Below are 13,527 nucleotides of genomic sequence, written 5' to 3'. Positions count from 1 at the left end.
AAAAGGGGTAGCGAAAGCTGCCCCTTTTTCTTTTGCACATTTTTCCACGGGATGTTTTGCATCTAAAATATTTGTTCTATTTTTGTGCCACACAAGGGGGATTAGCTCAGCTGGCTAGAGCGCTTGCATGGCATGCAAGAGGTCATCGGTTCGACTCCGATATTCTCCACAAAGGCGGTTACAGATGTAGCCGCCTTTTTTATTTTATGGCTGCTAGCAATGATAAAGTAGTTGTATCTTCATACAGATAGTTCTTCATTTATACTTCCTCACCATGCGACACATAGCTTGCGTCACTGCCATTCTGCTTGCCTTCAGCCTGGCTGCCTGCAACCATACTTCTAAACCTGCGCAGCAGCCGGAGCAAGCCACACTTCCCGATTCGACTATTACTTCTGCTACGCACAATCGCTGCCAGATAACGGCACCGGTTTTTGTTCCAGCAACAGATGAAATCAAAGACGCTTCGCTACAGCACTTTCTACAGCAATTGCAGCAGGCTGTACAGCAACGTGATGCACAGCAACTCACCTCACTCCTGGACCCGAACATTGCTACTGGCTTTGACGGGAGTGGTGGCAGTAGTAGCTTCAAAAAGCGTTGGCAGCTTGAAGATCAAACCGCTGCGATATGGCCATTGCTGCACCAGCTGCTGCAGTTAGGCGGCACCTACATGCGCCAGGACAGTACCAACAGCACATTTGCCCTACCTTATGTGTATAGCGCCTGGCCAGACTCGCTGGATGCTTTTGCTTACCAGGCGGTGGTGCGGGATGGCGCTATACTTCGTGCAGAACCAGACAGCAGCGCACCGGCTATTTGTACCCTCGGCCGCGTTATACTGCAAACAGACTACAACAAATCTTACCCGCTGCAGGAAAATGGGCGGGAGAAAACCTGGTGGTACGTCAGCTCGCCGGACGGGCAGTTGCATGGCTATCTTTACAAAAGCGATCTATATAGCCCGGTAGGGTACCGAGCCCTCTTCAACAAAAACAAACAAGGCCAATGGCGTATGACAGCGCTTGTTTCCGGCGATTAACAAGAGAAGCCCTGCCCTATGGAAAATCAGGGCAGGGCTTCTCTTGTTAATTCTTTATTTATATTTAATTTATACTTGGAATAGCTGGATAGCTACACAAACAAGCCTTCTACCGAAAGGTAGCGTTCGCCGGTATCGTAGCAGAAGGTCAGCACTGTAGCGCCTTCATGTATTGTTTCAAGTTGCTGTGCCACGGCTGCCAGCGAAGCACCCGATGAAATACCGACAAAAATACCTTCTTCGCGGGCAGCACGGCGAGCATAGTCAAAAGCATCTGCCTGCTCTATCTGGATGGTGCCGTCTAACAGGGTGGTATCCATAATGCTGGGTATAAAACCGGCGCCGATGCCCTGTAGCGAATGCGGCCCCGGCTGGCCGCCACTGAGCACCGGTGAAGCGGCAGGCTCCACTGCATAGATCTTCAAGTCCGGAAAGCGTTTTTTCAGCACCTTGCCCACACCTGTAATATGGCCGCCGGTGCCTACGCCCGTTATCATGTAATCTACCCCACTTGGGAAATCGTCCAGTATTTCCTGTGCCGTCTTTTGTACGTGTACCTCCACCCCTGCCTCGTTGTCGAACTGCATCGGCATCCAGGCATTCGCGTTTTCCTGCACGATTTCCCGCGCCCGCTCTATGGCACCTTTCATGCCCTTTTCGCGTGGCGTCAGCTCCAGTTTGGCTCCGTATGCAGTCATCAGGCGGCGGCGTTCGATCGACATTGACTCAGGCATTACCAGCAGCAGCGGATAGCCTTTTACTGCAGCCACCATAGCTAGCCCCACCCCCGTATTGCCGGACGTAGGCTCCACGATCATACTATCTGCTTTCAGTACGCCACTACGCTCGGCATCTTCAATCATCGCCAGGGCGATGCGGTCTTTTATACTTCCGCCAGGGTTGTTGCGCTCCAACTTCATCCATACGGCCACATCCTTGTCGAAAAGTTTATTGATGCGCACCACTGGGGTGCGGCCTATTGTCTCTAAAATAGATGTCGCTTTCATGTATAGCTGCTGTTAAATGGAAAAGTTAAGCACTTCTGCCGGGTCTTCATACTGGCGCACATGGATCTGTGGCCGGTGGTATACCCGCGAATAAGGCGGTACGCTCTCTGTAAGCCATACGTTGCCCCCAATTACGCTGTAGGCACCCACCACGGTATTTCCTCCCAGAATGGTAGCGCCCGCATAGATCACCACATGATGCTCAATGGTAGGATGGCGCTTGATGTTGGCCATGGCCTTATCCACACTGAGCGCCCCAAGTGTTACACCCTGGTATACCTTCACATGATCGCCAATAACGCAGGTTTCTCCTATTACGAGACCGGTGCCATGGTCGATACAGAAATGTGTGCCAATCTGCGCCCCCGGATGTATGTCGATGCCGGTAGCGGCGTGGGCCTGTTCTGACAGCACTCGCGGCAGCAGCGGCACCCGCAATTTATACAGCTCATGTGCCAGCCGGTAAATGGCGACAGCCCGAAAGCCGGGATAAGTGCGGATCACTTCTTCTATACTTTGCGCCGCCGGATCGCCGGAGGCAATGGCCTCGGCATCGTCCAGCAACAGGCGGTGAATCACCGGCAGGCGCTCCATCATAGCCTGCGCCAGTTGCTCGGGCGGCAATGGCAGGCGCGCTTCCATACTATGCAGCACATGCATCAACTGCTGCTCCAGGTCTGATGCATACGCCCGTAAGGCCTCTTCCGTCTCAAAACGGTTTTCTGATAATACGGGAAAAAGCAGCTGCAACACACCAGACATGAGCTGGCAAATAGCAGAGGCGGGCACCTGGTGCTGCGCCCGCTGGTGCTGCTCGAACAGCACATGTAAAAACTGGTTGTTCATCCTGGTTGCATTTAGAGTATGCTCCAATGCGTTAGAGCATACTACCTTTCTTCTATACTGCCAACCCGTCCGATTGTTTGCCGGGCCTGAAAGCACCGACCATTTACAGGTTAATACGGGCAGTAGCTGTTGGCAATTTAGGCAAGTTCTTCTAGTTGCCGGCCACTCCTTATCTTGAATAGCATAAAAATAAAGGCTACCAGCGCAAAAGCTGCGCCCGACCAAAACACCACCGGAAAGTTCTCCGGCCTGTTGTTATACAGCCAACCCGACAAGAGTGCTCCAATGCCAATACCAGCTTCCAGGGCAATGTACATCGTCGCCATCGCCCGGCCCCGGTGTGCTTCGTGGCTCAAGTCTATCGTCCAGGCATAAAGGGTAGGCGAGTTCATGCCGTTAGCAACACCAAACAGCACGCCCACCGCTAACAGCATAGCCAAAGACTCTACCATCCCCAGCAACGCCATCGCCAGGGTAAGCAGCAGGGTGCTCCACACCAACACCTGCACGCGGCCATACTTGTCGGAAGCCCTGCCGGCCAGAAAACGAATAGCCAGCGAGGCAAGTGTGAAGCAGGTAAAAAAGATGCCTTTGTTTTGGATGCCCAGGTGTTCGCTAAAATCAGGTATGAGCGTGAGGATGATGCCGTAGGGGAAGTAGGTAAAGAAGGTAACAAAGCAGGGAGCCAGTACCCGCGGCTCGATGATCTCCTGGCGTGAGAGGCGCAGCATACTGAAACGGAAGGGCTGCGGATGCTTTACCGTTTCCCGCATATGCGCGATAATGGCTACGGATAGGAAGGCCATTATTGACGACGCATAGAACATGGTATCAATGGAGAAGTGGTTGGCTACGGCACTGCCTATTGCTGGCCCTGCCGCCATACCTAAGCTGCCGGAGAGCCCCATCAAGCCCATCGCTTCGCCTCGTTTCTCCAGCGGCACCACATCGGCCACATACGCCGATTTACCTGTAGGTGTGAAGCCGGTAGAAAAGCCATGCAAAAATCGCAACAGCAGAAACGCGACAACGGATCCGGTAAATGGGTATAAGGCACTTGCCACTATACAGACCAGGCTTCCCAGCAGCATCACTGGTACCCGCCCGATCTTATCAGCCAGTTTGCCGCTGAAGGGCCTGGACAACCCGGCCGTGAGGGTGAAAAGCGAAATAATAAGCCCTTTGTATGCTTCGCCGCCCAAGCTGGTAAGGTAGTCGGGCAGCTCCGGGATTATCATGTTGAAGCTAGCGAAGAACATGAAGGAGCTAAGGCAAAGCAAGCCAAACTGTAACCCGTATACCCGTGAAATCTGATTTGCCATAGCTGCTGGTTACAGCTACAAAGGTGCCAAAGCTTTCTGAAATGTACTAAAGAAATTACGCTCGCTGGTAATATGAACGGTTTTCCGCACCTGTACCGGTTCGCTATTGCCTGCTTACATGGCTGCAGCCTGCTGGTACTGCGGGTTCACGCCGTTGATCGGGATACCTTTGCGATGTGCCACAGCACGCAGGCTGTCAATTACCTGCTGTGCCACTTCCTGCTGCTGGATGCTGCCTAAACGTATGATAACAGGTTTTCTGTTCTCCCGCTCAAAAACAACAAAGTACTCCGTTATCCACAGCTTTTCAACCTCCTGCCACGGCAGCAGTTGCTCCTTCCCGAAAATAGCTACCCGGAAGGCAACATGCTCTGGCGTCAGCGAAAAATAAGTTTCCTTTAAGTGGATGATGCCTGTAGCCATCGCCAGCAGCACGGCTCCGGCCAGCAGTATCACCCCGCACGCAACTGCCCATCCCAGGCGGAACTGCTCCTCCCACAACAGCTCTCGCAGCAAAGCATAGGTGCCGCCTGTCATTAAAAAAGAACCTGCCAACAGCATAAACCGTTTTGTTTGCTTCAGCTTTTCGGGAGCGTATAAAGTTTGATACATGCGGATGTGTAATACGTTAAGTTAGTTGTTTTCTTGCTTTCCTGTTTTCCCTTGGGCTATCTTGCAACTACGGGTAGCTGCATGAGGCTATAAAAATTGTGCCGCTGTTTTATTGTGCTAAATTCACAGCTTTAAAAAATAATTTTTATCCTATTTCTTAAAGCTTACATCTTACAGTTTATCCTAAAATGGCTGCTTTTGCTTCAGAGGTTCATATCTGGCTCAATGTAAGTATTACCTGTTTTATTTCAAAATTTTTTAATCATATACCTGCATGTGTGGCTCCTGTAGCTGCAATCACAATTTTTTAATTATATTGAAGATTGAAACGTATTAATATAATGAAAATTAGATATTTACTGGCTGTAGCTGCTTTTGCTGTTTCCGCCTGCCAGCAACTACCACAGCAAAGTCCTAAACCTACAGCTAAGAATAAGTTTGGAGATACCACGCTGCAGCACATTTATACTTTGCAGGATGAGCGCCGCACTGCTGAACTGCTACCCTACCTCACCAACAACAAACCACAGTACCGCCGCCAGGCGGCGCTGGCCTTTGCTTCGGTACAGGATACACTGGCAATTCCGTCCCTGCTGCAACTACTCTCCGACACCACAACAGCCGTGCGCGATGCCGCCGCCTATGCCTTGGGCCAGACAGGCAGCGCCAAAGCAGAAACCGGATTGATCCAGCACCTGCAGCAGGAAAAGCGCCCGGCCGTGCAGGCCCAGTTGCTGGAAGCTTTGGGCAAGGTTGCTACCTCGGCGGGCGTCAATTACCTGGCTACTTTCCAGGCGGCTTCGCCCGCAGCGCTAATCGGACAGGCATGGGGAATGTACCGGGCAGGGTTGCGCCAGCAATATAACCAGCAGGCAGTAGAACGAATGATCGGCTTTCTATCACCCGCCACTCCTGACGAGGCCCGCCTGGCAGCTGCCCAGTTCCTCATGCGCATCACCAAACAAAATCTCACACCTTATCGCCAGTCTATTCTAAATGCTGCTACAAACGACAAAACGCCCGAAGTACGCATGGCTGCCGCTGCGGCATTCAATAAGATCAACGCACCGGACAAAGCGCGCATTCTCTCCAACATTGCCCAAAGCGACCCGGACTATCGGGTGCGCCTGAGTGCTGTGCGGGCCATGAGCGGACTAGAGTTTAACGAAGTGAAGCCAGCGATTCTGGCGGCACTGCAGGACAAAAACATCAACACAGCAATCGCTACAGCTGAATACCTGCAGGCAAATCCTGCCGGCATAGAGCCGGAGGCCTTGCTGCAGGCGCTCACCAAGGTGCAGGATGCCCGTGTCCGTGGTAACCTGATCTGGGTGGTGCTGCATAACTCACAGCCGCAAAACAGGCCATACCTGAACAGCCGCTATAAGCAGCAATACCAAAATGCCCGCTCGGCTTATGACAAAGCACACCTGCTGAAAGGGCTGGCTGGCGATTATGAGAACTACCCGTTTATTGCCGATGCCATGTTTACCGCGCAACAACCAGCTGTTGCTACCGCAGCGATGGATGCGCTCATTACGATACGGCAGCAGAAGGATTTCCCGAAAGGGCTGGAAGATGAGTTTGCCGCTATTTTTGAACGCGCGGTAGGCACTGGTGATGTCGCTTTGGTGGGAATGGCCGCCGCTGCTATCCGCGACCCCAAGTTTAACCTGCGTAGCCAGTACCGCGATATCAACTTCCTGACAGCAGCCCAGCAAAAGCTGCAACTGCCCCGCGACATGGAGACCAACCTGGAGCTGCAGAAAACCATCAACTTCATGAGTGGCAAAGGTGAAGGTGAAATGCCGCAGAACCCTTTTACCCACCCTATAAATTGGGCCATGGTCAAAATCATTCCGGCAGACCAGCAGGCCGTAGTGCATACCGAAAAGGGTGACGTAGTGCTGCAGTTGTTGGTAGAAGATGCGCCGGGCACCGTGGCCAACTTCGTAGACCTGACCACACAAGGCTTTTTCAACGGCTTATACTTCCACCGGGTGGTGCCCAACTTTGTAGTGCAGGGCGGCGATAAGCGTGGGGATGGCTGGGGCAGTTCTAACTACTCTATCCGCTCTGAGTTTGCTCCTTTAAAGTATAAAGAGGGCTATGTGGGCATGGCTTCTGCCGGCAAAGACACGGAAAGTAACCAGTGGTTTATCACCCACTCCCCTACGCCACACCTGGATGGCCGCTACACTATTTTCGCGAAAGTTGTAGAAGGAATGGACATCGTGCACCAGTTAGAAGTAGGCGACAAGATCCTTTCGGTGGAGCTGCGGTAATGGCTTAGCAGGTGTGTCTTTCCGCCTCAGACAAGTAGCGCAATGCAAATAGACAACAATTTATGGCCGGAGCACCTGCCGGTGGTGCAGGTACGCTTGGCACGTCCTACAGATAAGCTCCAGGAAGTGGAGCAGTTTTACTGTGCCGGTATCGGGCTGCAGAAGCTCGGCTCCTTTGAAAAGCACCAGGGCTATAGCGGCATCATGATCGGATTGCCGGGCCTGCCTTACCACCTGGAGTTTACGCAGCACGAAAAAGGTAGCCCCTGCCCTGCTCCGAGCCGCGACAACCTGTTGGTGCTATACTTGCCGGTGCAGGCAAGTATAAATAGCATCGTGGCGCGACTGGTGCAATTAAGCTATCCGGTGGTGGAGCCGGAAAACCCCTACTGGCACGAAAAAGGCGGTGTAACCATCGAAGATCCGGATGGCTGGCGCCTGGTACTGATGCCCTCTTCCGGAATCGGCCAATAAAAAAGGCGACATGTGAGCATGTCGCCTTTTTTATTAATGTTCTTTATACTTAAGAGCAACGGGGCACCGTCTGGTCTTCGGGTGCTGTGAGTTCACACCAGGTGCGCAGCAGCTGCTTGAATTCCTGCTGCAGGGTTTTGCTACGATCTTTGCCATACCAATTGTGCAACTGCTCGGCAAACTCCTTATAAGGTACCTGCTTCTCTTTCAGGTTTGTGTAAAGTTGCTGCGCCGGCTGTGGGCGTGGTCCCCAGGTACCCAGCACTTCTAAAGTATCTGCTTTTAAGGCAATCAACTTAGGAATAGAGCGCCCGCCATTGGTCAGATACTGATCCATCAGGTCAGGGTTTTCATCACGCAGGAGCAACTTCAGTTCGATCAGTGGCGAAGCATCGGCAATTTTAACGATAGCCGGCAAGCTTTGAGCGGCATCACCACACCAAGCTTCCGTCAGCACCACCCACACCATTTTGGTCTGTACACTTAGTAGCAGTTGCACCAGTTCGTCGTCCAGCACGGTTGTTTTGTCCACGCGGCGCATGCGGTGCAGGTTCATACGGGTATAGGCCACCATCTCTTCCGAGTGGTTTTCTCCGGTTGTTTTATTTGCTGCCAACAGTTTGTCAATCAACTCCCGGTACTTTGTGTAAGACATGCCTTTGGCCAGTTGCTCATGGGTAACGGGGGATTGCGTCATCAGTGTTTCCATCATATCGTCAGTTGTTGATTTAGTTTATAAATACTCTTAATAATATATTACAAATACTACATATAAATAGTTCCTGCCGCTACTCCCAATGCCGTTTTTCCTGCGATGCTTTTTTTGCGCAATTGGTCAAACGGATTGCGGCATTCGTCATCGGGCAGCGTGCGCCCTGCCCTTACCTTTGTGCTGTACTTATGTAACAGACATGACAGCAAAAAGGCATTTTCTTATTTTAGGCGGCACCGGTAGCATCGGCTACAGCTTTGTATTAGAGGCGCTGCGGCAGCAAGAGCAGGTAACACTACTTGTCCGGAACAGGCTGAAAGCCGAAAGGTTATTTGGCCCGCACCCTGCCCTGCATCTGGTAGAAGGCGATGTACAGGACCTGCCCCTCCTGCAAAAACTGGGTGCTACAGCCACATACATTTTTCATGGTGTCAATTACCCGTATGAAAAATGGGCTGGCAACATGGAGCAGGCCACCCGGAACGTTATATCAGCCGCCGCTGTAAACCAAGCTACGGTCCTGTTTCCTGGCAATATTTACAACTATGGCTGCACCAGCCCCATCACAGAAACTACGGCAGAACAGCCCTGCAGCCGGAAAGGCGCTATCCGCGTAAAGCTGGAGCAGATGTTACAGGAAGCCGCCTTGCAGGGCCAGTGCCAGGTTATTAACCTGCGGCTGCCGGACTTCTGGGGCCCCAATGTGCTGAATGCGGGCTTTGCTCCTATTTTTACTGGTGCCCTATCAGGGAAAGCGATGCCGTGGCTTTGCCGCAATGATATTCCGCACCAACTGGTTTATACGACTGATGCTGCCCGCGCCTTTTATGCTCTTGTGCAGCAACAGCCACAGGAGCCCTATGCACTTTATAACTATGCCGGCGAAGTGGTGCCAAGTATAAAGCAATGGCAGGCGCAGATTGCTGCCGCCGCAGGCACTAAACCGAAGTATAAAGTTTATCCCAAGGGGCTTTTTAAGGTGCTTGGCTGGTTTCTGCCGGGTATGCGTGAGATTCACGAAATGAGCTACCTGTGGGACAATACGCTGCTGCTGCAAGATGACAAACTGCAACGGGCACTCCCCGACCTGCCTCACACGCCCATGCCGCAGGCTATAGCAGCTACACTGGACTGGTTCAGGAAGTATAAATCAGGAATATAACTCCACCACGACACCCTCTTACGGAAAGAGCCTGATCTGTCAGCAGAAAAGCTCAGAAAGGGCATTTACACACGCAAAAGGCCATAAAAACATCACTGCCTCTGCTCTTTATGTTGTGAAGTTACAGCATTTTTCCGATAAAGACAACGCAGACTTTAAAAGAGGATTTACGTTTCGGCCACTTTAGTGGGTTTACTTGTGCTGCCCAAGCATAAATTATAGGCTTTGTTGAAGTTTGTTTTTAAGTGCTGCGGGCGAAATATCGACCGCCATGATTTTGCCTGTCGGATCAACCAGCATATTGGCCGGGATGCCTTTGATCTCAAAGCGTCGCATGTCCTCTCCTATTGTCCCTTGCAACTCGGAAATGTGGTGTACCTGCAGGCGATCTGTGGCGATGGCCTTCCGCCACGCATCGGCATTGTTATCCATTGAAACGGCAATAAAGCCCATGCCTTTTTGGTTATACTTCTGATAAAGCCCATAGTACTTCGGCAGCGCCAGTCGGCAGGGCTCGCACCAACTGGCCCAGAACGCCACCAGCGTGAGCTTGTTTGCTTTAAAGATGCTGTCTTCATTTATTTCTTCGCCCCGGGGCGTTTTGCCAGCAAAATCCAGGTGGCGGATGCGGCCCCCCACAAAGCGCTGATTGTCCTTGTTAGGCAGCGCATACTCCTTCAGGTATTCCTCTAAGTAGCGTCCTTCGTGGCTATGGCGGTAAGCGGCTGGCAAGGCCTCGAGGTAAGTCCGAAAACGCGCGGCTGCCATCCCGTCATCTCTGTTGTCGATCAGCGCGAAGATAGTAGCTTCGGGGCTTGCGCCTTTCTTAATGAACACATCAGCTGCATACGACATGTAACTTGAAAAGCGGTACCGCATGTTCTCTACCGAATCTGCCCATTGCTGCACCAACGCCTTGTCACCGGAGTCATAGGTCTGCCGGAACTTGGCAATCAGCAAGTCTTTGTCATCAAAGAACTTCGCCCAGAGGCTATCGCGTATCAAAAGATAGTTCACCAGCTCCGCCTGTATAGGGGAGGTAGAAAAGATCAAGGTGTTTTTAAGCGATGAGCCCACATGCTCTCTCGTGTAGAACTTTGTTCGAAGCTTCTTCTCGGCATCCATGGTGATGTGAATGCTGTCGGCAGGCAGGAAAACGTTTGCATCTATAAAAGCTTTAGGTGTTATCAGGCTCACCTCATAGAAGCCCGAATCCGGTACTTCTCCTCTAAAACTGAATTTGCCATCCTGCACCACCGCAGAATCTATCACATCTATATTCCTCGAAGCATCTGTCCATAGCTTTACCAGGCACCCTTCGCAGTTATTTACATCGGCCCTGATCAGGTATTTATACTTCGCCTGCTCGCCTTCGCGGTGGCAGGCAAGAAGAAGTAGCATACCTGCCAGCACAGAAACGACTTTAGGGAAGTGGTGCATGTGTTTGCTCGTTTTAGAATAGCTCATACGGAAAGATATAAAAAGCAATTCCTGTCCGGGGCAGCCGCATGGCGGGCTTTACCGGACAGGAATTTTATAGTTACCAGATAGCGAAACTTACTTATTTGGCTGCGGCGTCATGCGCAGGTATGGCTTCAGGGTGCGGTGCCCTTTGGGGAATCTCTCCGGAATATCTTCGTCTTTGATGGCTGGTGCAATCACCACATCCTCGCCTTCTTTCCAATCAGCCGGCGTAGCTACACTGTATTTGGCTGTCAGTTGTAGCGAGTCGATCACCCGCAGAATCTCCTGGAAGTTGCGGCCGGTAGATGCGGGGTACGTAATCATCAGCTTTATCTTTTTATCAGGGCCAATCACAAACAGGGAGCGCACGGTTAAGGTGCCGGAGGCATTCGGATGGATCATGCCATAGAGTTCGGCTACTTTCCGGTCAGCGTCCGCAATGATCGGGAAGTCTACTTCCGTGTGCTGCGTCTCGTTGATATCCTTGATCCACTCTTTGTGTGAGTCAACAGGATCAACGCTCAGGGCAGCTACTTTTACGTTTCGCTTCGCAAATTCTTCTTTCAGGCGGGCGGTGGCGCCCAGTTCTGTGGTGCAAACAGGTGTAAAATCAGCCGGGTGTGAGAACAACACGCCCCACGAATCGCCGAGCCAGTTATGGTATTCTATTTCTCCTTCGGTGGTCTGTGCCGTAAAGTTTGGAGCTTCGTCGTTTAATTGCAAGGACATTTTCAATCGTTTAGAGTGTAACAGATGCAGATGCTCCGGTGCATTTGCGGCTCCCAAACAGCAGTCAAAGTCCGCAAAGCACCGCTGCCCGATTAGTACCTTACTAGCTGCAGGGTTCTTCCGGAGCATCTTTAGTCAAATATAATTAAACTATATATTACCTACAAGGTTACTGGGAATTATTAATCCGGGGATATGGTTTAAAACGATAGGGCTCATAAAAACAACAGTACAGTCTAAAAGTCTGTTACTTATTTGTAATTTTGAGATACTGTTTTCCATGCTCTCCGCAGCATACTTACTTTATCAACAAATCTGATGCTTTCAAAAAAGGCGAAATATGCGCTTAAAGCGCTTTTTGTATTGGCAGAAAAGGAAGCAAACTGCGCTACCACCACGGACGAGATAGCACAACAGGCCGGCATACCTAAAAAGTTCTCCGAAGCGATTCTGCTGGACCTGAAGAAACACGGCATGTTGCACAGCCAGCGGGGGCGCAGCGGCGGCTACGTACTGCGGCAGCGCCCGGAAGATATTAACCTGGCTGACGTGATCCGGATCATGGATGGGCCCCTGGCCCTGACTACCTGCACCCGCCGCGTAGGCTTTGTAGCCTGCGAAGAGTGCCTGGACCCGGCTACCTGCGAAATCCGGCTGGTGATGAAGAAAGTACGTGACTCCACAGTAGCCATACTGGAGGGCATCTCTATTCAGGACGCGCTCAACAGCAAGCTGGCGCTGCTGAACTAAGCAGCAAGCCTGCCTATGCCACAGCCAGGTGCCGGCGGTATTTGGCAGGCGGCATACCTGTCCACTTTTTAAACGACCGGGAAAATACGCTTGCTTCGGCAAAGCCCAGCAGGTAAGCAATATCAGCGATGGTGCTGTGGTTGTCCTGCAGGTGGCGCAGCGCAATAGTTTTCCGCACCTCATCCAGCAGCCCCTGGTATGTTACGCCTTCCTCCTTTAACCTGCTCTGCAGGCTGCGGACGCTCATCGCCAGGCTGCGCGCCACCGTGTTTATACTTGGCTCCTCCCCTTTCAGCAACTGCGCGATCTCCCGTTGTACCCGTTCCCGCACCGTTTTTGGCTCCCGTAGTTTCTGCAGGTATTCTTCAGCATACCGCTCAAACAGCAGGTTCAGCTCCGGGTTAGCCGTTACGACCGGCAGTTCCAGGCAAGCCGTATCCAGCATTAGCCCACTATACGGTGCACCAAAAATGAGCTCGGCCCCGGCAAACAGCCGCTCGTGCTCTTTTATACTTGCCGGTTGCGGATAACTGAACAGCACTTGCCGGAAAGCGACCGGCTGCCCCACCAGCGCCGAGAAGGCATTTTTATAGATCACCAGTTCCGAATCCAGGGCAGGGCGCGGGTTGGTAAGGCAGGCACTGACCACCTGCAGCTTCACAAGCGCCGTCGGCCCCTGCACGTGCAGGCTTGTCTGGATAGCACCGCAAATAATGTCCTGGTATTTACATAGCTTCTGCAGTGATTCGCGCAATGTGGCCGCATTCATCATCACGTACGCAATTGTGCCCATGGCTGTCGGGTTGATGCACTCGGCCACGTGCAGCGCCAGGTCCGGATCCTGCGTGGCGGCAATAGCGGCCTGCCACAGCTTTTGCACCAGTTCTACCGTGATCCGGGCATTTACATCCTGCACCAGTAGCGGGTCCAGGTTTACCTGTCGGCAGATGGCGTTCACGTCCTGCCCCTGTTGGCGCAGCACATGCAGCAACAAGCCCACCGAGGGCGCACTAAGGGTATGTATCTCCTGTTTCATAGGTTTAAAGGCTGGAAAGTATAAACATATGAAAGTGTTACCACAAATGCAGCTACAGGTTAGCAAAGTATAATTTTCACCTTAGA

13 protein-coding genes and 1 tRNA gene are annotated in these 13,527 nt (G+C 52.0%); 6 read left to right on the top strand and 8 right to left on the bottom strand.

Annotation, left to right across the window (positions count from 1 at the left end):
* Window positions 1–95: 95 nt before the first annotated feature.
* Together ABDW72_RS08180 and ABDW72_RS08175 are read left to right on the top strand one after the other, a co-directional pair.
* Window positions 96–169 (top strand) — tRNA-Ala (locus ABDW72_RS08180).
* 105 nt (window positions 170–274) lie between these two features.
* Window positions 275–1,042 (top strand): hypothetical protein, encoded by a 768-nt coding sequence (locus ABDW72_RS08175; protein WP_347158043.1) that lies wholly within the window; start codon window positions 275–277, stop codon window positions 1,040–1,042.
* 92 nt (window positions 1,043–1,134) lie between these two features.
* On the opposite strand, the gene cysK is transcribed toward ABDW72_RS08175, so the two are convergent.
* The 4 genes from cysK to ABDW72_RS08155 all read right to left on the bottom strand — a co-directional run bounded on the left by cysK (window position 1,135) and on the right by ABDW72_RS08155 (window position 4,829).
* Window positions 1,135–2,049, bottom strand: coding sequence for a cysteine synthase A (gene cysK, locus ABDW72_RS08170; RefSeq protein WP_347158042.1), 915 nt, complete (start codon window positions 2,047–2,049; stop codon window positions 1,135–1,137).
* Between the two features lie 12 nt (window positions 2,050–2,061).
* The gene (gene epsC / locus ABDW72_RS08165) at window positions 2,062–2,895 is read right to left on the bottom strand and encodes a serine O-acetyltransferase EpsC (RefSeq protein WP_347158041.1); all 834 of its coding nucleotides are present in this window, start codon (window positions 2,893–2,895) and stop codon (window positions 2,062–2,064) included.
* 137 nt (window positions 2,896–3,032) lie between these two features.
* On the bottom strand, window positions 3,033–4,217 hold the full coding sequence (locus ABDW72_RS08160; protein WP_347158040.1) for an MFS transporter: 1,185 nt from the start codon (window positions 4,215–4,217) through the stop codon (window positions 3,033–3,035).
* Between the two features lie 114 nt (window positions 4,218–4,331).
* A complete protein-coding gene (locus tag ABDW72_RS08155) occupies window positions 4,332–4,829 on the bottom strand; it encodes a hypothetical protein (RefSeq protein WP_347158039.1) in 498 nt (165 codons plus the stop codon).
* 341 nt (window positions 4,830–5,170) lie between these two features.
* Here ABDW72_RS08155 and ABDW72_RS08150 point away from each other — a divergent pair, with 341 nt between their 5' ends.
* Both ABDW72_RS08150 and ABDW72_RS08145 read left to right on the top strand, forming a co-directional pair.
* Window positions 5,171–7,114 (top strand): peptidylprolyl isomerase, encoded by a 1,944-nt coding sequence (locus ABDW72_RS08150; protein WP_347158038.1) that lies wholly within the window; start codon window positions 5,171–5,173, stop codon window positions 7,112–7,114.
* 42 nt (window positions 7,115–7,156) lie between these two features.
* Window positions 7,157–7,588, top strand: coding sequence for a VOC family protein (locus ABDW72_RS08145; protein ID WP_347158037.1), 432 nt, complete (start codon window positions 7,157–7,159; stop codon window positions 7,586–7,588).
* Between the two features lie 49 nt (window positions 7,589–7,637).
* On the opposite strand, the gene ABDW72_RS08140 is transcribed toward ABDW72_RS08145, so the two are convergent.
* Complete coding sequence (locus ABDW72_RS08140) at window positions 7,638–8,300, bottom strand: thioredoxin family protein (RefSeq protein WP_347158036.1); 663 nt, start codon at window positions 8,298–8,300, stop codon at window positions 7,638–7,640.
* 199 nt (window positions 8,301–8,499) lie between these two features.
* Here ABDW72_RS08140 and ABDW72_RS08135 point away from each other — a divergent pair, with 199 nt between their 5' ends.
* Complete coding sequence (locus ABDW72_RS08135) at window positions 8,500–9,462, top strand: NAD-dependent epimerase/dehydratase family protein (protein WP_347158035.1); 963 nt, start codon at window positions 8,500–8,502, stop codon at window positions 9,460–9,462.
* A 216-nt stretch (window positions 9,463–9,678) separates the two neighbouring features.
* Here the strand turns inward: ABDW72_RS08135 and ABDW72_RS08130 are convergent, their stop codons facing one another.
* Both ABDW72_RS08130 and ABDW72_RS08125 read right to left on the bottom strand, forming a co-directional pair.
* Window positions 9,679–10,929 carry a thioredoxin-like domain-containing protein gene (locus ABDW72_RS08130; RefSeq protein ID WP_347158034.1) on the bottom strand — a complete coding sequence of 417 codons (1,251 nt, stop codon included), beginning with the start codon at window positions 10,927–10,929 and terminating at the stop codon, window positions 9,679–9,681.
* A gap of 90 nt (window positions 10,930–11,019) precedes the next feature.
* Complete coding sequence (locus tag ABDW72_RS08125) at window positions 11,020–11,655, bottom strand: peroxiredoxin (RefSeq protein WP_347158033.1); 636 nt, start codon at window positions 11,653–11,655, stop codon at window positions 11,020–11,022.
* A gap of 318 nt (window positions 11,656–11,973) precedes the next feature.
* On the opposite strand from ABDW72_RS08125, the gene ABDW72_RS08120 reads away from it, so the two are divergent.
* Window positions 11,974–12,405: an RrF2 family transcriptional regulator gene (locus ABDW72_RS08120; protein WP_347158032.1), complete on the top strand. Its 432-nt coding sequence runs from the start codon at window positions 11,974–11,976 to the stop codon at window positions 12,403–12,405.
* Between the two features lie 13 nt (window positions 12,406–12,418).
* On the opposite strand, the gene ABDW72_RS08115 is transcribed toward ABDW72_RS08120, so the two are convergent.
* Complete coding sequence (locus ABDW72_RS08115) at window positions 12,419–13,441, bottom strand: AraC family transcriptional regulator (RefSeq protein WP_347158031.1); 1,023 nt, start codon at window positions 13,439–13,441, stop codon at window positions 12,419–12,421.
* Window positions 13,442–13,527: the final 86 nt, after the last annotated feature.

The organism is Pontibacter chitinilyticus (assembly GCF_039748935.1).
GTDB classification, from domain to species: domain Bacteria; phylum Bacteroidota; class Bacteroidia; order Cytophagales; family Hymenobacteraceae; genus Pontibacter; species Pontibacter chitinilyticus.
Note: the sequence above shows the minus strand (reverse complement) of the source record. Positions and strands in the feature narration are given on the sequence as shown.

Excerpts from the sequence above, each read along its gene's own strand:
- ABDW72_RS08175 (WP_347158043.1), top strand. The coding sequence starts at position 275 with ATGCGACACATAGCTTGCGTCACTGCCATTCTGCTTGCCTTCAGCCTG.
- ABDW72_RS08155 (WP_347158039.1), bottom strand. The coding sequence starts at position 4,829 with ATGTATCAAACTTTATACGCTCCCGAAAAGCTGAAGCAAACAAAACGG.
- ABDW72_RS08120 (WP_347158032.1), top strand. The coding sequence starts at position 11,974 with ATGCTTTCAAAAAAGGCGAAATATGCGCTTAAAGCGCTTTTTGTATTG.
- cysK (WP_347158042.1), bottom strand. The coding sequence starts at position 2,049 with ATGAAAGCGACATCTATTTTAGAGACAATAGGCCGCACCCCAGTGGTG.
- ABDW72_RS08140 (WP_347158036.1), bottom strand. The coding sequence starts at position 8,300 with ATGATGGAAACACTGATGACGCAATCCCCCGTTACCCATGAGCAACTG.
- ABDW72_RS08125 (WP_347158033.1), bottom strand. The coding sequence starts at position 11,655 with ATGTCCTTGCAATTAAACGACGAAGCTCCAAACTTTACGGCACAGACC.
- ABDW72_RS08115 (WP_347158031.1), bottom strand. The coding sequence starts at position 13,441 with ATGAAACAGGAGATACATACCCTTAGTGCGCCCTCGGTGGGCTTGTTG.
- epsC (WP_347158041.1), bottom strand. The coding sequence starts at position 2,895 with ATGAACAACCAGTTTTTACATGTGCTGTTCGAGCAGCACCAGCGGGCG.
- ABDW72_RS08145 (WP_347158037.1), top strand. The coding sequence starts at position 7,157 with ATGCAAATAGACAACAATTTATGGCCGGAGCACCTGCCGGTGGTGCAG.
- ABDW72_RS08130 (WP_347158034.1), bottom strand. The coding sequence starts at position 10,929 with ATGAGCTATTCTAAAACGAGCAAACACATGCACCACTTCCCTAAAGTC.
- ABDW72_RS08150 (WP_347158038.1), top strand. The coding sequence starts at position 5,171 with ATGAAAATTAGATATTTACTGGCTGTAGCTGCTTTTGCTGTTTCCGCC.
- ABDW72_RS08160 (WP_347158040.1), bottom strand. The coding sequence starts at position 4,217 with ATGGCAAATCAGATTTCACGGGTATACGGGTTACAGTTTGGCTTGCTT.
- ABDW72_RS08135 (WP_347158035.1), top strand. The coding sequence starts at position 8,500 with ATGACAGCAAAAAGGCATTTTCTTATTTTAGGCGGCACCGGTAGCATC.